This is a genomic window from Agrobacterium vitis, assembly GCF_037039395.1.
Classification (GTDB): Bacteria; Pseudomonadota; Alphaproteobacteria; order Rhizobiales; family Rhizobiaceae; genus Allorhizobium; species Allorhizobium vitis_E.
Map to the genome: position 1 here is coordinate 185,779 of NZ_CP146242.1, position 14,653 is coordinate 200,431.

10 protein-coding genes and 1 pseudogene are annotated in these 14,653 nt (G+C 56.5%); 6 read left to right on the forward strand and 5 right to left on the reverse strand.

Annotated elements, in window-relative coordinates; translation table 11 throughout:
* Positions 1-48: 48 nt before the first annotated feature.
* Positions 49-1,234: pseudogene (locus V6582_RS03440) on the forward strand (MFS transporter).
* 93 nt (positions 1,235-1,327) lie between these two features.
* Complete coding sequence (gene rpmG / locus V6582_RS03445) at positions 1,328-1,495, forward strand: 50S ribosomal protein L33 (protein WP_015915679.1); 168 nt, start codon at positions 1,328-1,330, stop codon at positions 1,493-1,495.
* Between the two features lie 1,023 nt (positions 1,496-2,518).
* On the opposite strand, the gene V6582_RS03450 is transcribed toward rpmG, so the two are convergent.
* Both V6582_RS03450 and V6582_RS03455 read right to left on the reverse strand, forming a co-directional pair.
* Positions 2,519-3,889: a PleD family two-component system response regulator gene (locus V6582_RS03450; protein WP_156633424.1), complete on the reverse strand. Its 1,371-nt coding sequence runs from the start codon at positions 3,887-3,889 to the stop codon at positions 2,519-2,521.
* 170 nt (positions 3,890-4,059) lie between these two features.
* On the reverse strand, positions 4,060-4,431 hold the full coding sequence (locus V6582_RS03455; protein ID WP_015915677.1) for a response regulator: 372 nt from the start codon (positions 4,429-4,431) through the stop codon (positions 4,060-4,062).
* Between the two features lie 254 nt (positions 4,432-4,685).
* Here V6582_RS03455 and V6582_RS03460 point away from each other — a divergent pair, with 254 nt between their 5' ends.
* From V6582_RS03460 to V6582_RS03475, 4 genes are all read left to right on the forward strand, one after another.
* Positions 4,686-4,982 carry a DUF3572 domain-containing protein gene (locus tag V6582_RS03460; protein ID WP_337739344.1) on the forward strand — a complete coding sequence of 99 codons (297 nt, stop codon included), beginning with the start codon at positions 4,686-4,688 and terminating at the stop codon, positions 4,980-4,982.
* On the forward strand, positions 4,982-5,629 hold the full coding sequence (locus V6582_RS03465; RefSeq protein WP_156633423.1) for a hypothetical protein: 648 nt from the start codon (positions 4,982-4,984) through the stop codon (positions 5,627-5,629). Before V6582_RS03460 ends, V6582_RS03465 begins: the two co-directional genes overlap by 1 nt.
* Before the next feature lie 108 nt (positions 5,630-5,737).
* Entirely contained in the window at positions 5,738-7,024 is a 1,287-nt protein-coding gene (locus tag V6582_RS03470) for a DNA polymerase IV (RefSeq protein WP_156633456.1), read from the forward strand.
* Positions 7,025-7,260: 236 nt separating this feature from the next.
* Complete coding sequence (locus V6582_RS03475; RefSeq protein ID WP_156633422.1) at positions 7,261-8,496, forward strand: L,D-transpeptidase family protein; 1,236 nt, start codon at positions 7,261-7,263, stop codon at positions 8,494-8,496.
* A 73-nt stretch (positions 8,497-8,569) separates the two neighbouring features.
* On the opposite strand, the gene dnaE is transcribed toward V6582_RS03475, so the two are convergent.
* The 3 genes from dnaE to V6582_RS03490 all read right to left on the reverse strand — a co-directional run bounded on the left by dnaE (position 8,570) and on the right by V6582_RS03490 (position 14,648).
* Positions 8,570-12,058, reverse strand: coding sequence for a DNA polymerase III subunit alpha (gene dnaE, locus V6582_RS03480; RefSeq protein ID WP_156633421.1), 3,489 nt, complete (start codon positions 12,056-12,058; stop codon positions 8,570-8,572).
* A 578-nt stretch (positions 12,059-12,636) separates the two neighbouring features.
* Positions 12,637-13,326 carry an ABC transporter ATP-binding protein gene (locus V6582_RS03485; protein ID WP_156533286.1) on the reverse strand — a complete coding sequence of 230 codons (690 nt, stop codon included), beginning with the start codon at positions 13,324-13,326 and terminating at the stop codon, positions 12,637-12,639.
* A gap of 14 nt (positions 13,327-13,340) precedes the next feature.
* Positions 13,341-14,648, reverse strand: a complete 1,308-nt coding sequence (locus V6582_RS03490; protein WP_015915670.1) for a lipoprotein-releasing ABC transporter permease subunit — start codon at positions 14,646-14,648, stop codon at positions 13,341-13,343.
* Positions 14,649-14,653 lie beyond the last annotated feature (5 nt).

Genomic DNA, 14,653 nt, shown 5'->3' on the forward strand with positions numbered 1-14,653 from the left:
CGTTATCCTTCACCGCGCATTGCGTGCATTTTCTTCTGAGGACCTTCCATGTCTGACACCAGAGACCCTGTTACCGGACACCGCGAAGAGATCCACTGGCCATCGCTGATTGCCGCAGTCTCGTCGATTTCCGCTGTTGGCATTGCCATCGGGCTGGGATTGCCGCTGCTCAGCATCATTCTGGAAAAACGCGGTATTCCCTCCACCCTGATCGGGCTGAATTCAGCCATGGCAGGGGTTGCGGCGATGATTGCCGCGCCGATCACCACCAGGCTTGCGCACCGCTTCGGGGTGGCGCAGACGATGATCTGGGCGGTGCTGTTGGCGGCGCTCAGTTCGCTCGGCTTCTACTACGCCGAAGCCTTCTGGATGTGGTTTCCCCTGCGGCTGGTGTTTCACGGCGCCACGACGACATTGTTCATCCTGTCGGAGTTCTGGATCAATGCCGCCGCCCCGCCATCGCGGCGCGGGCTGGTGCTCGGCATTTATGCCACCGTCCTGTCGGTCGGCTTTGCCGCTGGTCCCCTGCTGTTTTCAATTGTCGGCAGTGAGGGCGTATTGCCCTTTGCCATCGGCGCGGTTGCCATCCTGATGGCAGCGGTGCCGATCTTCGTTGCCCGCAACGAAAGTCCGGCGCTGGATGAAAAGCCGGAGATGCATTTCTTCCGCTACATCTTCCTGGTACCAACCGCCACAGCCGCCGTCTTCGTGTTCGGCGCGGTGGAAGTCGGTGGACTGTCACTGATGCCCGTCTATGCCACCCGTATCGGCTTCACAGAGGCTCAGTCAGCTTCTGCTGCTCACTGTCATGGGGGTTGGCAACATGGTGTTCCAGATCCCGCTTGGCATGCTCTCTGACAAGCTTAGGGATCGTCGCTTGCTACTCGGCGCCCTGGCGACGGTCGGACTGATCGGATCGCTGCTGCTGCCGCTGATTTCCCATAGCTGGATGGCGATGGCCGTCATCCTGCTGTTCTGGGGCGGCTGCGTCTCCGGGCTCTATACTATCGGCCTCAGCCATCTCGGCTCCCGACTCACAGGCTCCGACCTTGCCGCCGCCAATGCCGCCTTCGTTTTCTGTTATGCGGTTGGCACGGTGGCCGGACCACAAGTCGTGGGTGCAGCCATCGATATGGGCGGAAATGCCGGTTTTGCCTGGTCGATTGCCGGATTCTTTGCGTTATATGTGGTTCTTTCCGTCGCACGATTGTTTTTCAAGGGTGCGCGGGGTTGACTTTTCGGTGGCGATTTGTAGTTTCCGCCCAGATTTGCCGTGGGCCCTGAAGGTCGTCACGGCTTTGTGTTATTCATGTAAGGCAGGACGACCATGGCCAAGGCTACAACCATCAAGATCAAGCTGCTGTCGACAGCCGATACGGGTTTCTTCTACGTCACCACCAAGAACAGCCGTACGATGACGGACAAGATGACGAAGACGAAATACGACCCGATCGCTCGCAAGCATGTCGAGTTCAAGGAAACCAAGATCAAGTGATCCTGGTTCTTCGTGAGAAGATTGAAAAGCGCGCCCCATCCGGCGCGCTTTTTTTATACCTTTTTGAGGATGGGCCAGCACGCCACCCAGACCGACTCTAAAAGCCGAGCCAGATCCTGCCTGTGGCAATAGGCGTAAGGACGTTGTAGGGCGGCGCGAGGACAGTGACCCCACGCATAGGGGCGCGGGATAGAGTGCCGGAAACCATGCTGACCGTGAAACGCAAAACGCCGCCTCCTGGATAGGAAGCGGCGTTAGAATGGGGGTCGGCGGGCATGCAATAACGGCACGAGGAACCGCTTGATAATCGCACACCTGCCGACCAACCCCACGACCCAGGAGATGCGGCGGACCTGAGCACCATGGGGTATTGGTTAAACCTGTTATTCGTCAATTTTTACTGCGTAATTCCTTAGATCCACAGGGATCGAGGATATCTTTAAGCAGCTTATAAAAACGGCACTTATGAAGAACCATAGCGGTCGCGCAAACACAGCGTGCTATGGATGTATCGTAGTTGTACCAACTATGCGCATATGAAAGAAAAAATCAACATTTTCTTAACTGTTGCATCTTTTCGATGTCGGCATGGTTAAATTCTATTCATTTTCACTTCTTAAAAAGAAATAGAATTAACGCTCCAGAGAGGCAAGTATTTTCTCTGGAAAACTCTGGATATCGACGAAAAATCGTTGTTATCAACAATTCGAAAAACATAATTTTCTATTAAACCAATTTTTCTACCCAGATCAGAGTAAAAAAATGAAATTATACCCTTATCTATTTATGGTATATTTTTTCTTTTTTTATAAGAATATAGGCATATTTCGAGCACATCTACACGCTTTTGGAAAAATCCAGGCAAGCATGGCTTCCCTGTCAGGAGCAAATTTTTGCCAACCCGTATCCTTGAGCGCGCGCAAGGATGTAACGGAAAATCACGGCAGATGAATTTTTTGAAGACGCGGGAGAGCGGGCTCCCCGTGAACCAAAACACAAAGGCGCATCTGTGCTGAAATTAGTTTAGGCCGCCGCCGACACGACCCTGTTGCGGCCTTCAGTTTTGGCTTGATAGAGCGCGCGGTCTGCCTGTCTTAGCAAATGTTCCGGAGTGGCAATATCAATTCCTGCCGTGGCGATGCCAAGTGACGCCGTCACACTTAGTTCGCCGCCGGATTGCAAGCGAAACGGCTTTTTCTCTATCATCTCGCGCAAGCGCTCAGCGACCGTACCGGCCATCTCCTGCGACGTATCGGGCATCACGACCACGAATTCCTCACCGCCATAGCGGCAGGCAAGATCGGCGCCGCGCACGGTGGCGCGAATACGAGCGGCAAACTCCCGCAGGACGTCATCGCCCGCCTCATGGCCGTAGGTGTCATTGACCAGCTTGAACCGATCGATATCCACCAGGCATACCGAAAGCGGCTGCTTGCGCAGGCTGGAGCGCTCGAACAACACTTTGATATGGGTATCGAGATAGCGCCGATTGTGAAGTCCGGTGAGATCGTCCGTCACCGCCAGTTCGATGCTTTGCTGCACGCTGTTGCGCAGCCTGTCATTATACCGCTTGCGTCGAAGCTGGGTCAGCGTGCGTGCCAGCAGCTCATTGGTGTCGACGGGGCGCACGATGTAATCGTTGACGCCCAGATCCAACGCCCGCACGATCAAGTATTCCTCTCCCGGTTCGGCGATCAGCAAAATCGGAATGAAGCGGGTACGGTCCAGCGACCGCAATTGCGAACACAGGCGCAACGGATCGTAATCCTCCAGCGTGCCGTTGACGATGACCAGGTCGAAATTGCTTTCCGCCGCCTCAAACAGCGCGGCCTGAGCGTCGGACATCGCCACGACATCGGCCACAGGCTTCAACGCCTTGATGATACGCTCCTGCGAACTGGCGCGGCTATCGACCAGCAAGACCTGGCCGACCTCGTCCATACGTCCATCCCCAAGATAAACGTTGCTGTCTATGCCGATTTTCTGCGCCGTCTCGGCGCGAATGCGCAGCTCATCGGAGAGGGTTTTCAGGCGCACCAGGCTTTTGACCCGGGAGATCAGTTGCAGATCGTTGACCGGCTTGGTCAGAAAATCGTCAGCGCCAGCCTTCAATCCTCTCACCCGGTCTGAGGGCTGGTCCAGCGCCGTGACCATGACCACAGGAATATGGGCGGTGCGGGGGTTGGATTTCAGCCGCTCGCAAACTTCAAAACCATCAATGCCTGGCATCATGACATCGAGAAGAACGACGTCCACCTGGGTGCGGTCGCAGATGTCCAGCGCCTTCAATCCGTCTTCGGCCGTCAATACCTCGAAATATTCCGCCAGCAGCCGCGCTTCCAGCAGCTTCACATTGGCAGGAACATCATCAACAACCAGAATACGGGCTGTCATCAGCCATCACCCCTTGAAGCAAGCCTGGCGCACACACGCTACCGGCTCTGCATGGACATTGCGCCAACCCGACAGACTGGCGTTTTATATAGAATTCAGCGCGCCGCGGTCCGTCAGGCATTTGCCCAGGTCTCATCGGCAATCACCTATGGGTTTAAGACACCTGCGCCTCAGGCGTCTCCCAGATAGGTCTTGATCGTTTCCAGGAATTTCGGCACGGAAATCGGCTTCGACACATAGGCCTCGCACCCACCTTGGCGAATACGCTCTTCATCACCCTTCATGGCAAAGGCAGTCACCGCGATCACGGGAATGACGTGCAGCTCGCTATCCTGCTTCAGCCATTTGGTCACTTCCAGGCCGGAAACCTCCGGTAACTGTATGTCCATCAGAATCAGATCGGGATGATGTTTGCGTGCCAGTTCCAGCGCTTCCATGCCATTGCGGGTCTGGATGGTCGCATAGCCCGACGCTTCGATCAGATCACGAAACAGTTTCATGTTCAGCTCGTTATCTTCAACGATCATGACCTTTTTCGGCATTTTCAATCCTTGCTTTCCCGCCCTCCATGGTGGATGACAGGAGTAACAGACATAAAGATTCATTCTTTTGTGAAATAGATTTTAACGCGATTTGGTTGAGAAATAGGTAATTCCCCGGCACATTGCGACACAAGTCAGCCAAGACAATTTAACCGTGATAAACCGAAAATAACAACCGGTTTAAGCGAGTTGGCCGGGTAGAACGAGCTGCCGGACGAAACAAACTGAAATGGGCCTAGACTGTGCGAGACAAAGTGACGATCAAGACGGTTTCAGCAGAGCGCGCCGAACAAACGGCGATTGCCGTGCTGGGTTGGCTGGCGAGTGAGCCGGACATGCTGGGACGCTTTCTGTCCCTGACCGGCCTGGAGCCTCAGCAACTGCGCCTGGCCGTCAATGACCCGGAATTTCTGGCCGGACTTCTGGAGTTTCTCATGCAGCACGAACCGACCTTGCTGGAATTCTGCTCCGCCACACAGACCCGACCGGAAGATGTTATTGCAGCCTATCACGTCTATGTTCGGCCTGCACTTGATTCCGGTGAAATCTGATGGGCGAGATTGTCGACTTCAACCATGTTCGCCTGGCCGACCGGCCATTGCTGATCAGCGATGTCGACGACGTCGTGCTGGAATTCCTGGTGCCCTTCGAGGCCTATCTCGACAGCCTTGGCCATCGTCTATTGCCGAAATCCTTCCGACTGCATGGCAACATCGTGTCAGCCAAGGATCAGCTTGCGCTGGAAGATCAGATCGTCACGAATCTCCTGCTGACATTTTTCGAAAAACAGGAAGAGTGGCAGACCCCGTTTGGCGATGCCGTGGCCGTACTACAACGGATTGGCAAGATTGCAGATATTGTCTTTCTGACCGCCATGCCCCCCGCCTTTACCGCCCAGCGGCGCCGTCTGCTGGATCGGCTGGGGCTGGATTTTCCCTTGCTGGCCACGGAAAGCCCAAAGGGGCCTGTCGTCAAAGCCCTGCATCGCGACCGGCCCCTGCCCTTCGCCTTCATGGATGACATGGCCCACAATCTCCATTCCGTGGGAGAGCATGCGCCGGACTGCCTGCTGGTGCAAATCGGGCCGCAGTCAGAAATTCATCGCCATGCGCCGCCGCCTGGCCCCCATGTATTGCGTGCCGACGATTGGCACGATGCCAGCGAGCGGGTCCTCCGCCATTTCCAGGCGCGGATCTGATCCGCACCCGTCTTTTACATTTTCGGGGCTTGGGGATTAGCAAGGGTTCCCCTTGCAGGCCTTGAAAACCCGGCTTATGGTGGCGATGTTCAACTTATGTTCTCGCCCATGTCTGCTGCGCCGCCACTCCGCTCCGGCTTTTGTCGTGATTGCCTTTCGCTACAGGCGGAAGGCAAGCGGAGATGTACGGCTTGCGGCAGCCCTCGCCTCGTCTATCACCCTGAACTGTTTAAGCTGACATTGGCCCATATCGATTGCGATGCCTTTTATGCCTCAGTTGAAAAGCGCGACAATCCAGACCTGATCGACAAACCATTGATCATTGGCGGCGGTAAGCGCGGCGTGGTTTCCACCGCCTGTTACGTGGCCCGCATCCATGGTGTGCGCTCGGCCATGCCGATGTTCAAGGCGCTGGAAGCCTGCCCTGACGCCGTGGTCATTCCACCAAATATGGAAAAATATTCCCGCGTCGGCCGGCAAGTACGGGCAATGATGGAGGAGTTGACCCCTCTGGTGCAACCCTTGTCCATTGATGAGGCCTTTCTGGAATTGAAAGGCACCGAAACATTGCACCACGCGCCACCCGCTCTTGTGCTGGCACGGCTTGCCCGGCGTATCGAATGTGAAATTGGCATCACCGTTTCCGTTGGTCTATCCTATTGTAAATTTTTGGCGAAAGTGGCGTCCGACCTGCAAAAACCCCGGGGATTTTCTGTCATCGGCGAGGCTGAAGCGCTGGATTTTCTGGCGCCCCGCCCTGTCACCACCATCTGGGGCGTCGGCAAAGCCTTCGCCAGCACCTTGGAAAAAGACGGCATTCGCACCATCGGGCAATTGCAAACCATGGAGGAAAGCGACCTGATCCGTCGCTATGGCAGCATGGGCCAACGACTGGCACGGCTATCGAAAGGCATCGACGACCGGGATGTCCATACCAATGACCCGGCCAAAAGCGTCTCCGCCGAAACCACGTTCTTTGACGATATTTCCCGCCGGGAAGACCTTGTTCCCCATCTGCGCAAGCTCTCGGAAAAAGTCGCCTGGCGCTTGAAAAAGCAGGAGCTGGCTGGACACACCGTTATCTTGAAGCTGAAAAGCGCCGACTTCAAATTGCGCACCCGCAATCGGCGGCTGGACGACCCCACCCAGCTCGCCGACCGGATCTTTCGCACGGGCCTGCAATTGCTGGATAAGGAAGCCGATGGCACAAAGTTTCGGCTGATCGGTATCGGCGTCAGCGATTTTGCCGATCCAAGCCTGGCCGACCCACCGGATCTGGTCGATCCGGACGCCGCCCGCCGCGCCAAGGCGGAAGCCGCCATGGACCAATTGCGGATGAAATTCGGCAAGGGCATGGTCGAAACCGGCTTCACCTTCGGCAGCAATAAAAAATAGCAACGATCAAAACATTGCCCGTCAACTTTGTGTGAGCGGCCCTGCCGGGTAAGCAATCGTTAAAGATCAACGTTTATTTTAGGATTCGGCCCACACGCGACTGCATCCTTTGTGCGTTTTATAAAACGCACGGCGTTGTAGGCGTTTACCAACTGATTTCATGGCACATCGTTGCTCACATGATCAGGCGACCTTTTGAAGGCCCAGTTTTTCCCGGTTTACATAATGAGGGCACCATGACGGTCCGCACCATGTTTCGTTCGATGTTCCTGTCCGCTTCCGTGCTCGCGTTGAGCGCGACCCTATCGCAGGCCTCAGCCAGAGACGGCAGCGCATTGCAAATCATCGTGTCGAAACAGACGCAATCTCTCACGGTCTATGATGGAGACCGAATCGTCGCCTCTTCGAAGGTTTCAACTGGCAAGGAAGGTCATACGACGCCATCAGGCATCTTCTCGATCATCCAAAAGGCTAAATATCACGAATCCAACCTCTATTCGAATGCGCCCATGCCCTGGATGCAACGCATCACCTGGTCCGGCGTTGCCTTGCATGAATCAAGCAGCGTGCCAAACCGGCCAGCCTCACATGGCTGCGTGCGCCTGCCCGGCCAATTTGCACGTGAGCTCTATGGCATGACCCGGCTGGGTGCGCATGTGCTGATCAGCGATGCCCCGGTCGCGCCAGCTCCCATCGAGCATCCGTTTCTGTTCAGCCCGACGCAACAACAGCAAGGCCCCCAGATCCTGTCCGACGCGCGCCTGCGCGGTGCGGATGGCACCAGCAGCACAGAACCGGTGGAAGTGGCGATGGCCGATCTGCCCCGCCCCAAACCCCAGGCCGCAATTGCCAGCCAACCACCTTTGAGCCTGTTGATCACGTTTCGGGGTGAGACCGAAACCATCCATGACGCCCAACTTCTCTTGCAGGACATGGGATTTGAGACCGGCGGTCATGATGGTCTTGCCGGTCCCCTGACCCGCACGGCCATCCAGGGCTTTAAACGCTGGAAAGGCCTGCCCCTGAAGGGGCCGCTCATTACGCCGACATTCCTGAGCGCTCTCTATCAAAGCGCTGGCAAGCCGATGCCACCCTCTGGCCAAATCTATGTGCGCCAGGCATTCAAGCCGGTCTTCGACGCGCCTATTGTCATCGACCAGCCTCAAAAACCACTCGGCACGCATTTTTTCGCGGCAAATCTGGAAATTGCCAATGGGAAGGCTCATTGGCAGGTAACCAGCCTTCAGTCGGCTCCGGCAGTCTCAAATTCGTCGATTGTCATCATTGGCAAGGGGCAGCCAACCACCCCCGATGGGTTGGATACGGTTCTCAATCGCATTCACATCCCGGACGACATCCGCGAGCGTATTGAAACGACCATGACGACAGGCACCGTGATGACGATTACCGACCATGGGCTAGGCCAGGATACGGTTGACGGCACTGACTTCATCACCTACCTGCCGGGATAACGGCAATAGCGAAATAATCCATGTGGCCTGAGCACGTGCCGCAGTTTTGCGAGAGCGACGCCACAAAGAGTGGCTATACCAATTCAACATCCACCACGCCTGGCGCGGACCGCATGGCGGCGGCGATTTCGGGCGTGATGCGGAAACGTTGATTGAGTTCGACCTCGATTTCGCGGCGGCCATCCTCCTTGATCACCACGAAGGAAACCAGTCCATCGCCCTTGGTATTGAGATGGGCGGCCAGCGCCCGCAAGGGGCCGGAATCGCGCAGATAGACGCGCAGCGTCTTTTGCATCTGCAAGGATTTTTCTTCCAGAGATTGCGCCGTCTGGATACGAAGACCAATGCCTTCCGGTCGTTCTTCGGCAGCAACCGTGATCACCAGTGACTTGCCAGATTCGAGCAGGTCGCGATACTGATTCAAGCCCTCTGAAAACAGCACCGCCTCGAACTGGCCAGTGGCATCCGAGAACGTGACGATGCCCATTTTGTTTCCGGTTCGCGTCTTGCGCTCCTGCTTTGAAATCACCGTGCCGGCCAGCCGGCCAGCCGTGGCGCCCTGGCGCACAGCGCCGGAAAAGTCAGCGAAATTCTGCACGCGCATCTTTTCCAGCAGCGGTTTATAGGTGTCGAGCGGATGGGCCGAAAGATAGAAGCCCAGAACCTGAAACTCCCTCATCAGCTTTTCAGATGGCAGCCAGGGCGTATAGGTCGGAAAGGAAATCCGCTCCGGCCCTGTGGCGCCGCCAGAGCCGAACATATCCGACTGGCCGCTGACGGCATTTTCCTGGGCGCGCTGCGCATAGCCGATGATCCGGTCCATGCCAGCCAACAGTTCGGGACGGTCGCGGCCAAAACAATCGAAGGCACCGGCAAAAATCAGGCTTTCAAACACCCGACGATTGATCTGCTTCGGGTCGATCCGCAGACAAAAATCCTCGAGATCGGCAAAGGGCGTATCGGCGCGGACCGCCACGATATGCTCGACGGCTGCATCGCCAACGCCCTTTAGGGCGGCCAGCGAATAGTAAATCCTGTTCGGACCGGTCTGGAAGTGCCGGAACGACGTCTGCACCGAGGGCGGCACGACCTCGATACCGAGACGCCCGGCATCCTGGCGGAAATCCACCAGTTTTTCGGTATTGGCCATATCGAGGGTCATCGACGCAGCCAGAAACTCCACCGGATAATGCGCCTTCATATAGGCCGTCTGGTAGGAGACAATGGCATAGGCGGCGGCGTGGGATTTGTTGAAGCCGTAATTGGCAAACTTCGCCAATAGGTCGAAAATATTGTCGGCCTGGGGCTTTGAGACGCCATTCTTCACCGCGCCATCGACGAAACGGGCGCGCTGCTTGTCCATTTCCTCCTTGATCTTCTTACCCATGGCGCGGCGCAGAAGATCCGCTTCACCGAGCGAATAGCCCGACAGAACCTGGGCCACCTGCATGACCTGCTCCTGATAGACGATAACCCCTTGGGTTTCCTTCAGCAGGTAATCGATGGTCGGATGGATCGATTCGATCTCCTCCTCGCCATGCTTGCGGGCATTATAGACCGGAATATTCTCCATCGGGCCAGGGCGATAAAGCGCCACCAGCGCGATAATATCCTCGATACAGTCGGGCCGCATGCCGATCAGCGCCTTGCGCATGCCGGCACTTTCCACCTGGAACACCCCGACGGTCTCACCGCGTGACAGCATTTGATAGGTTTTTTCGTCGTCCAGCGGAATGGTCGCCAGATCGATCTCGATATCGCGCAGCCGGCAGAAATCCACCGCGGTTTTCAGCACCGTCAGCGTCTTCAATCCGAGAAAGTCGAACTTGACCAGCCCGGCCTGCTCCACCCACTTCATATTGAACTGGGTAACCGGCATATCCGAGCGCGGATCACGATACATCGGCACCAGCTTGGACAGCGGGCGGTCACCGATAACAATACCGGCAGCATGGGTGGAGGCGTGGCGATAAAGTCCCTCGATCTTCTGGGCGATATCCAGCAGACGGGCGACGACCGGTTCCTTTTCTGCCTCTTCCTGAAACTTTGGCTCTTCTTCGATGGCCTTGGACAGAGGGGTCGGATTGGCCGGATTGTTCGGCACCAGCTTGCAGATCCTGTCGACCTGCCCATAAGGCATTTCCAGCACGCGGCCAACGTCGCGCAAGGCTGCACGGGCCTGGAGCGACCCGAAGGTGATGATCTGCGCCACCTGCTCGCGCCCATATTTGCGCTGCACATAACGGATCACCTCTTCACGGCGATCCTGACAGAAGTCGATGTCGAAGTCGGGCATCGAGACGCGCTCAGGATTGAGAAAACGTTCGAACAGCAGGGAGAACCGCAGCGGATCGACATCGGTAATGGTCAAGGCATAAGCAACCAGCGAACCCGCACCGGAACCACGGCCGGGACCGACCGGAATATCCTGGCTCTTGGCCCATTTGATAAAGTCGGCAACGATCAGGAAGTAACCGGGAAATTTCATCCGCTCAATGACGCCGAGTTCGAAATCCAGCCGGTCTCGATATTCCTTTTCCTCATAGCCGGGTGCCATGCCAAGCTTCGCCAGTCGGTCGTCCAATCCCTCAATGGCTTGACGGCGCAATTCCCCGGCTTCGGCGCGCTCGGCCTCTTCCGGATCGTCACTACCACCAGTGAATCGCGGCAATATAGGGTTGCGAGTATCGAGAACAAAAGAACAGCGGCTGGCAATCTCAACCGTGTTTTCAAGCGCTTCCGGCAGATCCTTAAACAAGACCTGCATTTCCTTGCGGCTTTTCAGATAATGATCCGGTGTCAGGCGAAACCGCCGGTCGTCGGATACGATGGCATTATGGGCAACCGCCATCAGTGCGTCATGGGCATCATAATCGTCACGGCTGGGAAAGAAGGCCTCATTGGTGGCAACCAATGGAATATCGTGATCGTAAGCGAGCGCGATCATCCGGCTTTCATGCACACGGTCATAGCCTTGGTGGCGCTGCAATTCGATATAAAGCCGATCCCCGAACAGGGATTTGAGCGTCTGAAGCCGCGACAGCGCCTGGGCGTGATGGCCGTCCTTCACCGACAGATCGACCGGACCGCCTGATGCACCCGTCAGCGCGATCAGGCCATCCGTGCCGATCTCTTCCAGCCAGGAGGCGGTGATATGCACAGACTGACTATTATCGCCCTGGAGATAGGCACGGCTGACCAGATCCACCAGCCGCTCGTAACCGGCCGGATCGGCGGCCAGAAGCACGATAGCGGGATATTTGGCAAGTGAGCTATTGCCCCGCTTTTCCTCATTGGCGTCTTCCATATCGATGGACAATTGGCAACCAATGATCGGCTGCAAGCCATCGCCGAGCGCCTTCTGGGAAAACTCCAGCGCAATGAACAGGTTATTGGTATCGGTAATGGCAATGGCCGGTTGCTGGTCAGACGCAACCTTGCTTAGGATCTTCTTCAGCGGCAGCGCACCTTCCAGCAGCGAATAGGCCGAATGCACTCTCAGATGGACGAAACCTGGACCCGCCTTCACTACAGCCTGTCCGCTTGCGCCCATATCACTCATTGCATCCATCCTGCTTGCTTGTCGCCGCTACACACTGAAGACCGCCGCCATAAAACTTCTCGTTAAACCGAAATCGGCCCAAGGAAAAAGCAATGCAGCAGATGAAAGTGTTACCGCGTCCGATGTGCATTTAACAAAACGCACGGCGCTGTATGGAGGTTATTGTCCTAGGTTTGGCCCGCCATGTCCAGAAGGCATGCAGCCTCACTGCCACCTATCCCCTTAAAGCGACGTGTGCCTTTGGCAGGCCCATCCAGGTCAGATCGCGCCAGGACGATGCCCGGCATTTCAAAACGCCATCGCCAGAACAGACAAGCTGGCAATAAAAACAGCCAGCGATGCGAATGCGGCGATGTCATGCAGAATGTCACTCATAGCTCACTCCTGTCTGGTTATGTATTCACTTTGTTCTCCTTTTGTTTGTTCGTCAACAGAAATTTTTCCAATCATTTGTCTGCCGAAATCGGCTTCCCTTTTCTCTGACAAACTCTATGCGCCATACGAAAAGCCCGCCGATCAGGTGATCGACGGGCTTTGATATCTCTGATGTAAAAACTTCTTTCCAGACCCGTGGGCAATTACAAATCGAAATCGACGATTCTGCCGTCCTGAAGCGTGACGCAGCGGTCCATCCGCCGGGCGAGTTCATGATTATGGGTCGCGATCAACGCCGCAAGGCCAGACTGGCGCACCAGCGCTTCCAACGCGGAAAATACGTAAGCCGCAGTTTCCGGATCGAGATTGCCGGTCGGCTCGTCCGCCAACAACAACAGCGGCGCATTGGCGACAGCACGGGCAATGGCCACGCGCTGCTGTTCGCCGCCGGAAAGCTCGGCGGGACGGTGATCACCGCGATGGCCGATGCGCATGTAATCAAGCAGAGCCTTGGCGCGCTTGCTGGCTTCCGGAATGCTCAGGCCCGCGATCATCTGCGGCATCATGATGTTTTCAAGCGCCGAGAACTCCGGCAACAGGTGATGGAACTGATAGACGAAGCCAATGCTGGTGCGGCGCATGGCCGTGCGGCCTTCCTCGGACAATTCATTGCAACGGGTGCCGCCAATCAGCACGTCGCCTTCCGTCGGATGTTCCAGCAGCCCGGCAATATGCAGCAGGGTGGACTTGCCCGTGCCCGACGGAGCAACGAGAGCGACGGTTTCGCCTTCGTATAATTTTAGCCCGGCGCCTTTCAGAATGGAAAGCTTGGTTTCGCCCTCCCCATAGGTGCGCGAGACCTCCGAAATTTCAAGAACAGGGTTGTTCGCCATGGATCCGCTGTTCCTTATTCGTAACGCAGGGCTTGCACGGGGTCGAGCCGGGCTGCCCGCCATGCCGGAAAGATGGTGGCGATAAAGGACAAGGTCAGCGACATGATAATCACCGAAACCGTTTCACCAAAGCTCATATCCGCCGGCAATTTGCTGAGGAAATAGAGTTGCGGATCAAACAACACGGTACCGGAGACCCAGGAGAAGAAATTCCGGATCGATTCGATGTTCAGACAGACCAGCACGCCCAGTCCGACGCCGGCGAAGGTGCCAGCGATGCCGATGGCCGCACCTGTCATGAAGAAGATCCGAAGGATCGAGCTTGAACTGGCGCCCATGGTCTTCAGAATGGCGATATCGCTGCTCTTGTCCTTCACCAGCATGATCAGGCCGGAGATGATGTTCAGCGCCGCGACAATGACGATCAATGTCAGGATCATGAACATCACATTGCGCTCCACCTGCAAGGCGGAGAAGAAGGTCTGGTTGCGCTGGCGCCAATCGCTGATGAACACCTGCCGGCCCGCGGCCGCCTCGACCTTGGGGCGCAGCTCATCGATGTCGTCAGGATTGGTGACGAACAATTCGATGGATTGCACCACGCCTTCCGCGTTGAAATAGAGCTGCGATTCTTCAAGCGGCATATAGATGATCGAAGAATCATATTCCGACATGCCGATCTCGAACGTGCCGGAAATCTTGTAGGATTTGACCCGCGGGTTGACACCCATCGGGGTCACGTCCCCCTCTGGCGAGACCAGGGTAATGGAATCGCCCGCCTGCAAGCCGAGATCGTTGGCCATGCGCGAACCGATCAGCACGCCCTGGCCGGATGTGAAACCAACCATGTCGCCAGTCTTGATATTTGCCGCCACTTCCTTGAGCTTCAACAGGTCGTCCGGACGGATGCCGCGCACCAGCGCACCGGTGCCAGCACCGCCCTTGCCGGAAGCCAGCGTCTGGCCTTCGACCAGCGGCAGCGCCATAGTGACACCGGGCACGGCGGAGAATTTCTTGGCAAGATCGGCAAAGTCGGTGAAGGGACTATCGACCGGCTGAACGATCATATGCCCGTTTATGCCGAGGATGCGAGAAATCAACTCGGTCCGAAAACCGTTCATGACAGCCATGACGATGATCAGGGTCGCAACCCCCAGCATGATGCCGACGAAGGAGAAGCCGGCAATAACCGAAATTACCGCCTCCTTGCGCCGGGCGCGCAGGTAGCGCCAGGCCACCATGCGCTCGAATGCGGAAAACGGCTTTGCGGATGACGGCACTGCGGTATCGCCTGCCGCAGAGCTTCCGGTTTCACTGCTCAATCTTG

Coding starts and splice junctions, on each gene's coding strand:
- rpmG (WP_015915679.1), top strand. CDS start 1,328: ATGGCCAAGGCTACAACCATCAAGATCAAGCTGCTGTCGACAGCCGAT.
- V6582_RS03475 (WP_156633422.1), top strand. CDS start 7,261: ATGACGGTCCGCACCATGTTTCGTTCGATGTTCCTGTCCGCTTCCGTG.
- dnaE (WP_156633421.1), bottom strand. CDS start 12,058: ATGAGTGATATGGGCGCAAGCGGACAGGCTGTAGTGAAGGCGGGTCCA.
- V6582_RS03450 (WP_156633424.1), bottom strand. CDS start 3,889: ATGACAGCCCGTATTCTGGTTGTTGATGATGTTCCTGCCAATGTGAAG.
- V6582_RS03465 (WP_156633423.1), top strand. CDS start 4,982: ATGGGCGAGATTGTCGACTTCAACCATGTTCGCCTGGCCGACCGGCCA.
- V6582_RS03455 (WP_015915677.1), bottom strand. CDS start 4,431: ATGCCGAAAAAGGTCATGATCGTTGAAGATAACGAGCTGAACATGAAA.
- V6582_RS03470 (WP_156633456.1), top strand. CDS start 5,738: ATGTCTGCTGCGCCGCCACTCCGCTCCGGCTTTTGTCGTGATTGCCTT.
- V6582_RS03485 (WP_156533286.1), bottom strand. CDS start 13,326: ATGGCGAACAACCCTGTTCTTGAAATTTCGGAGGTCTCGCGCACCTAT.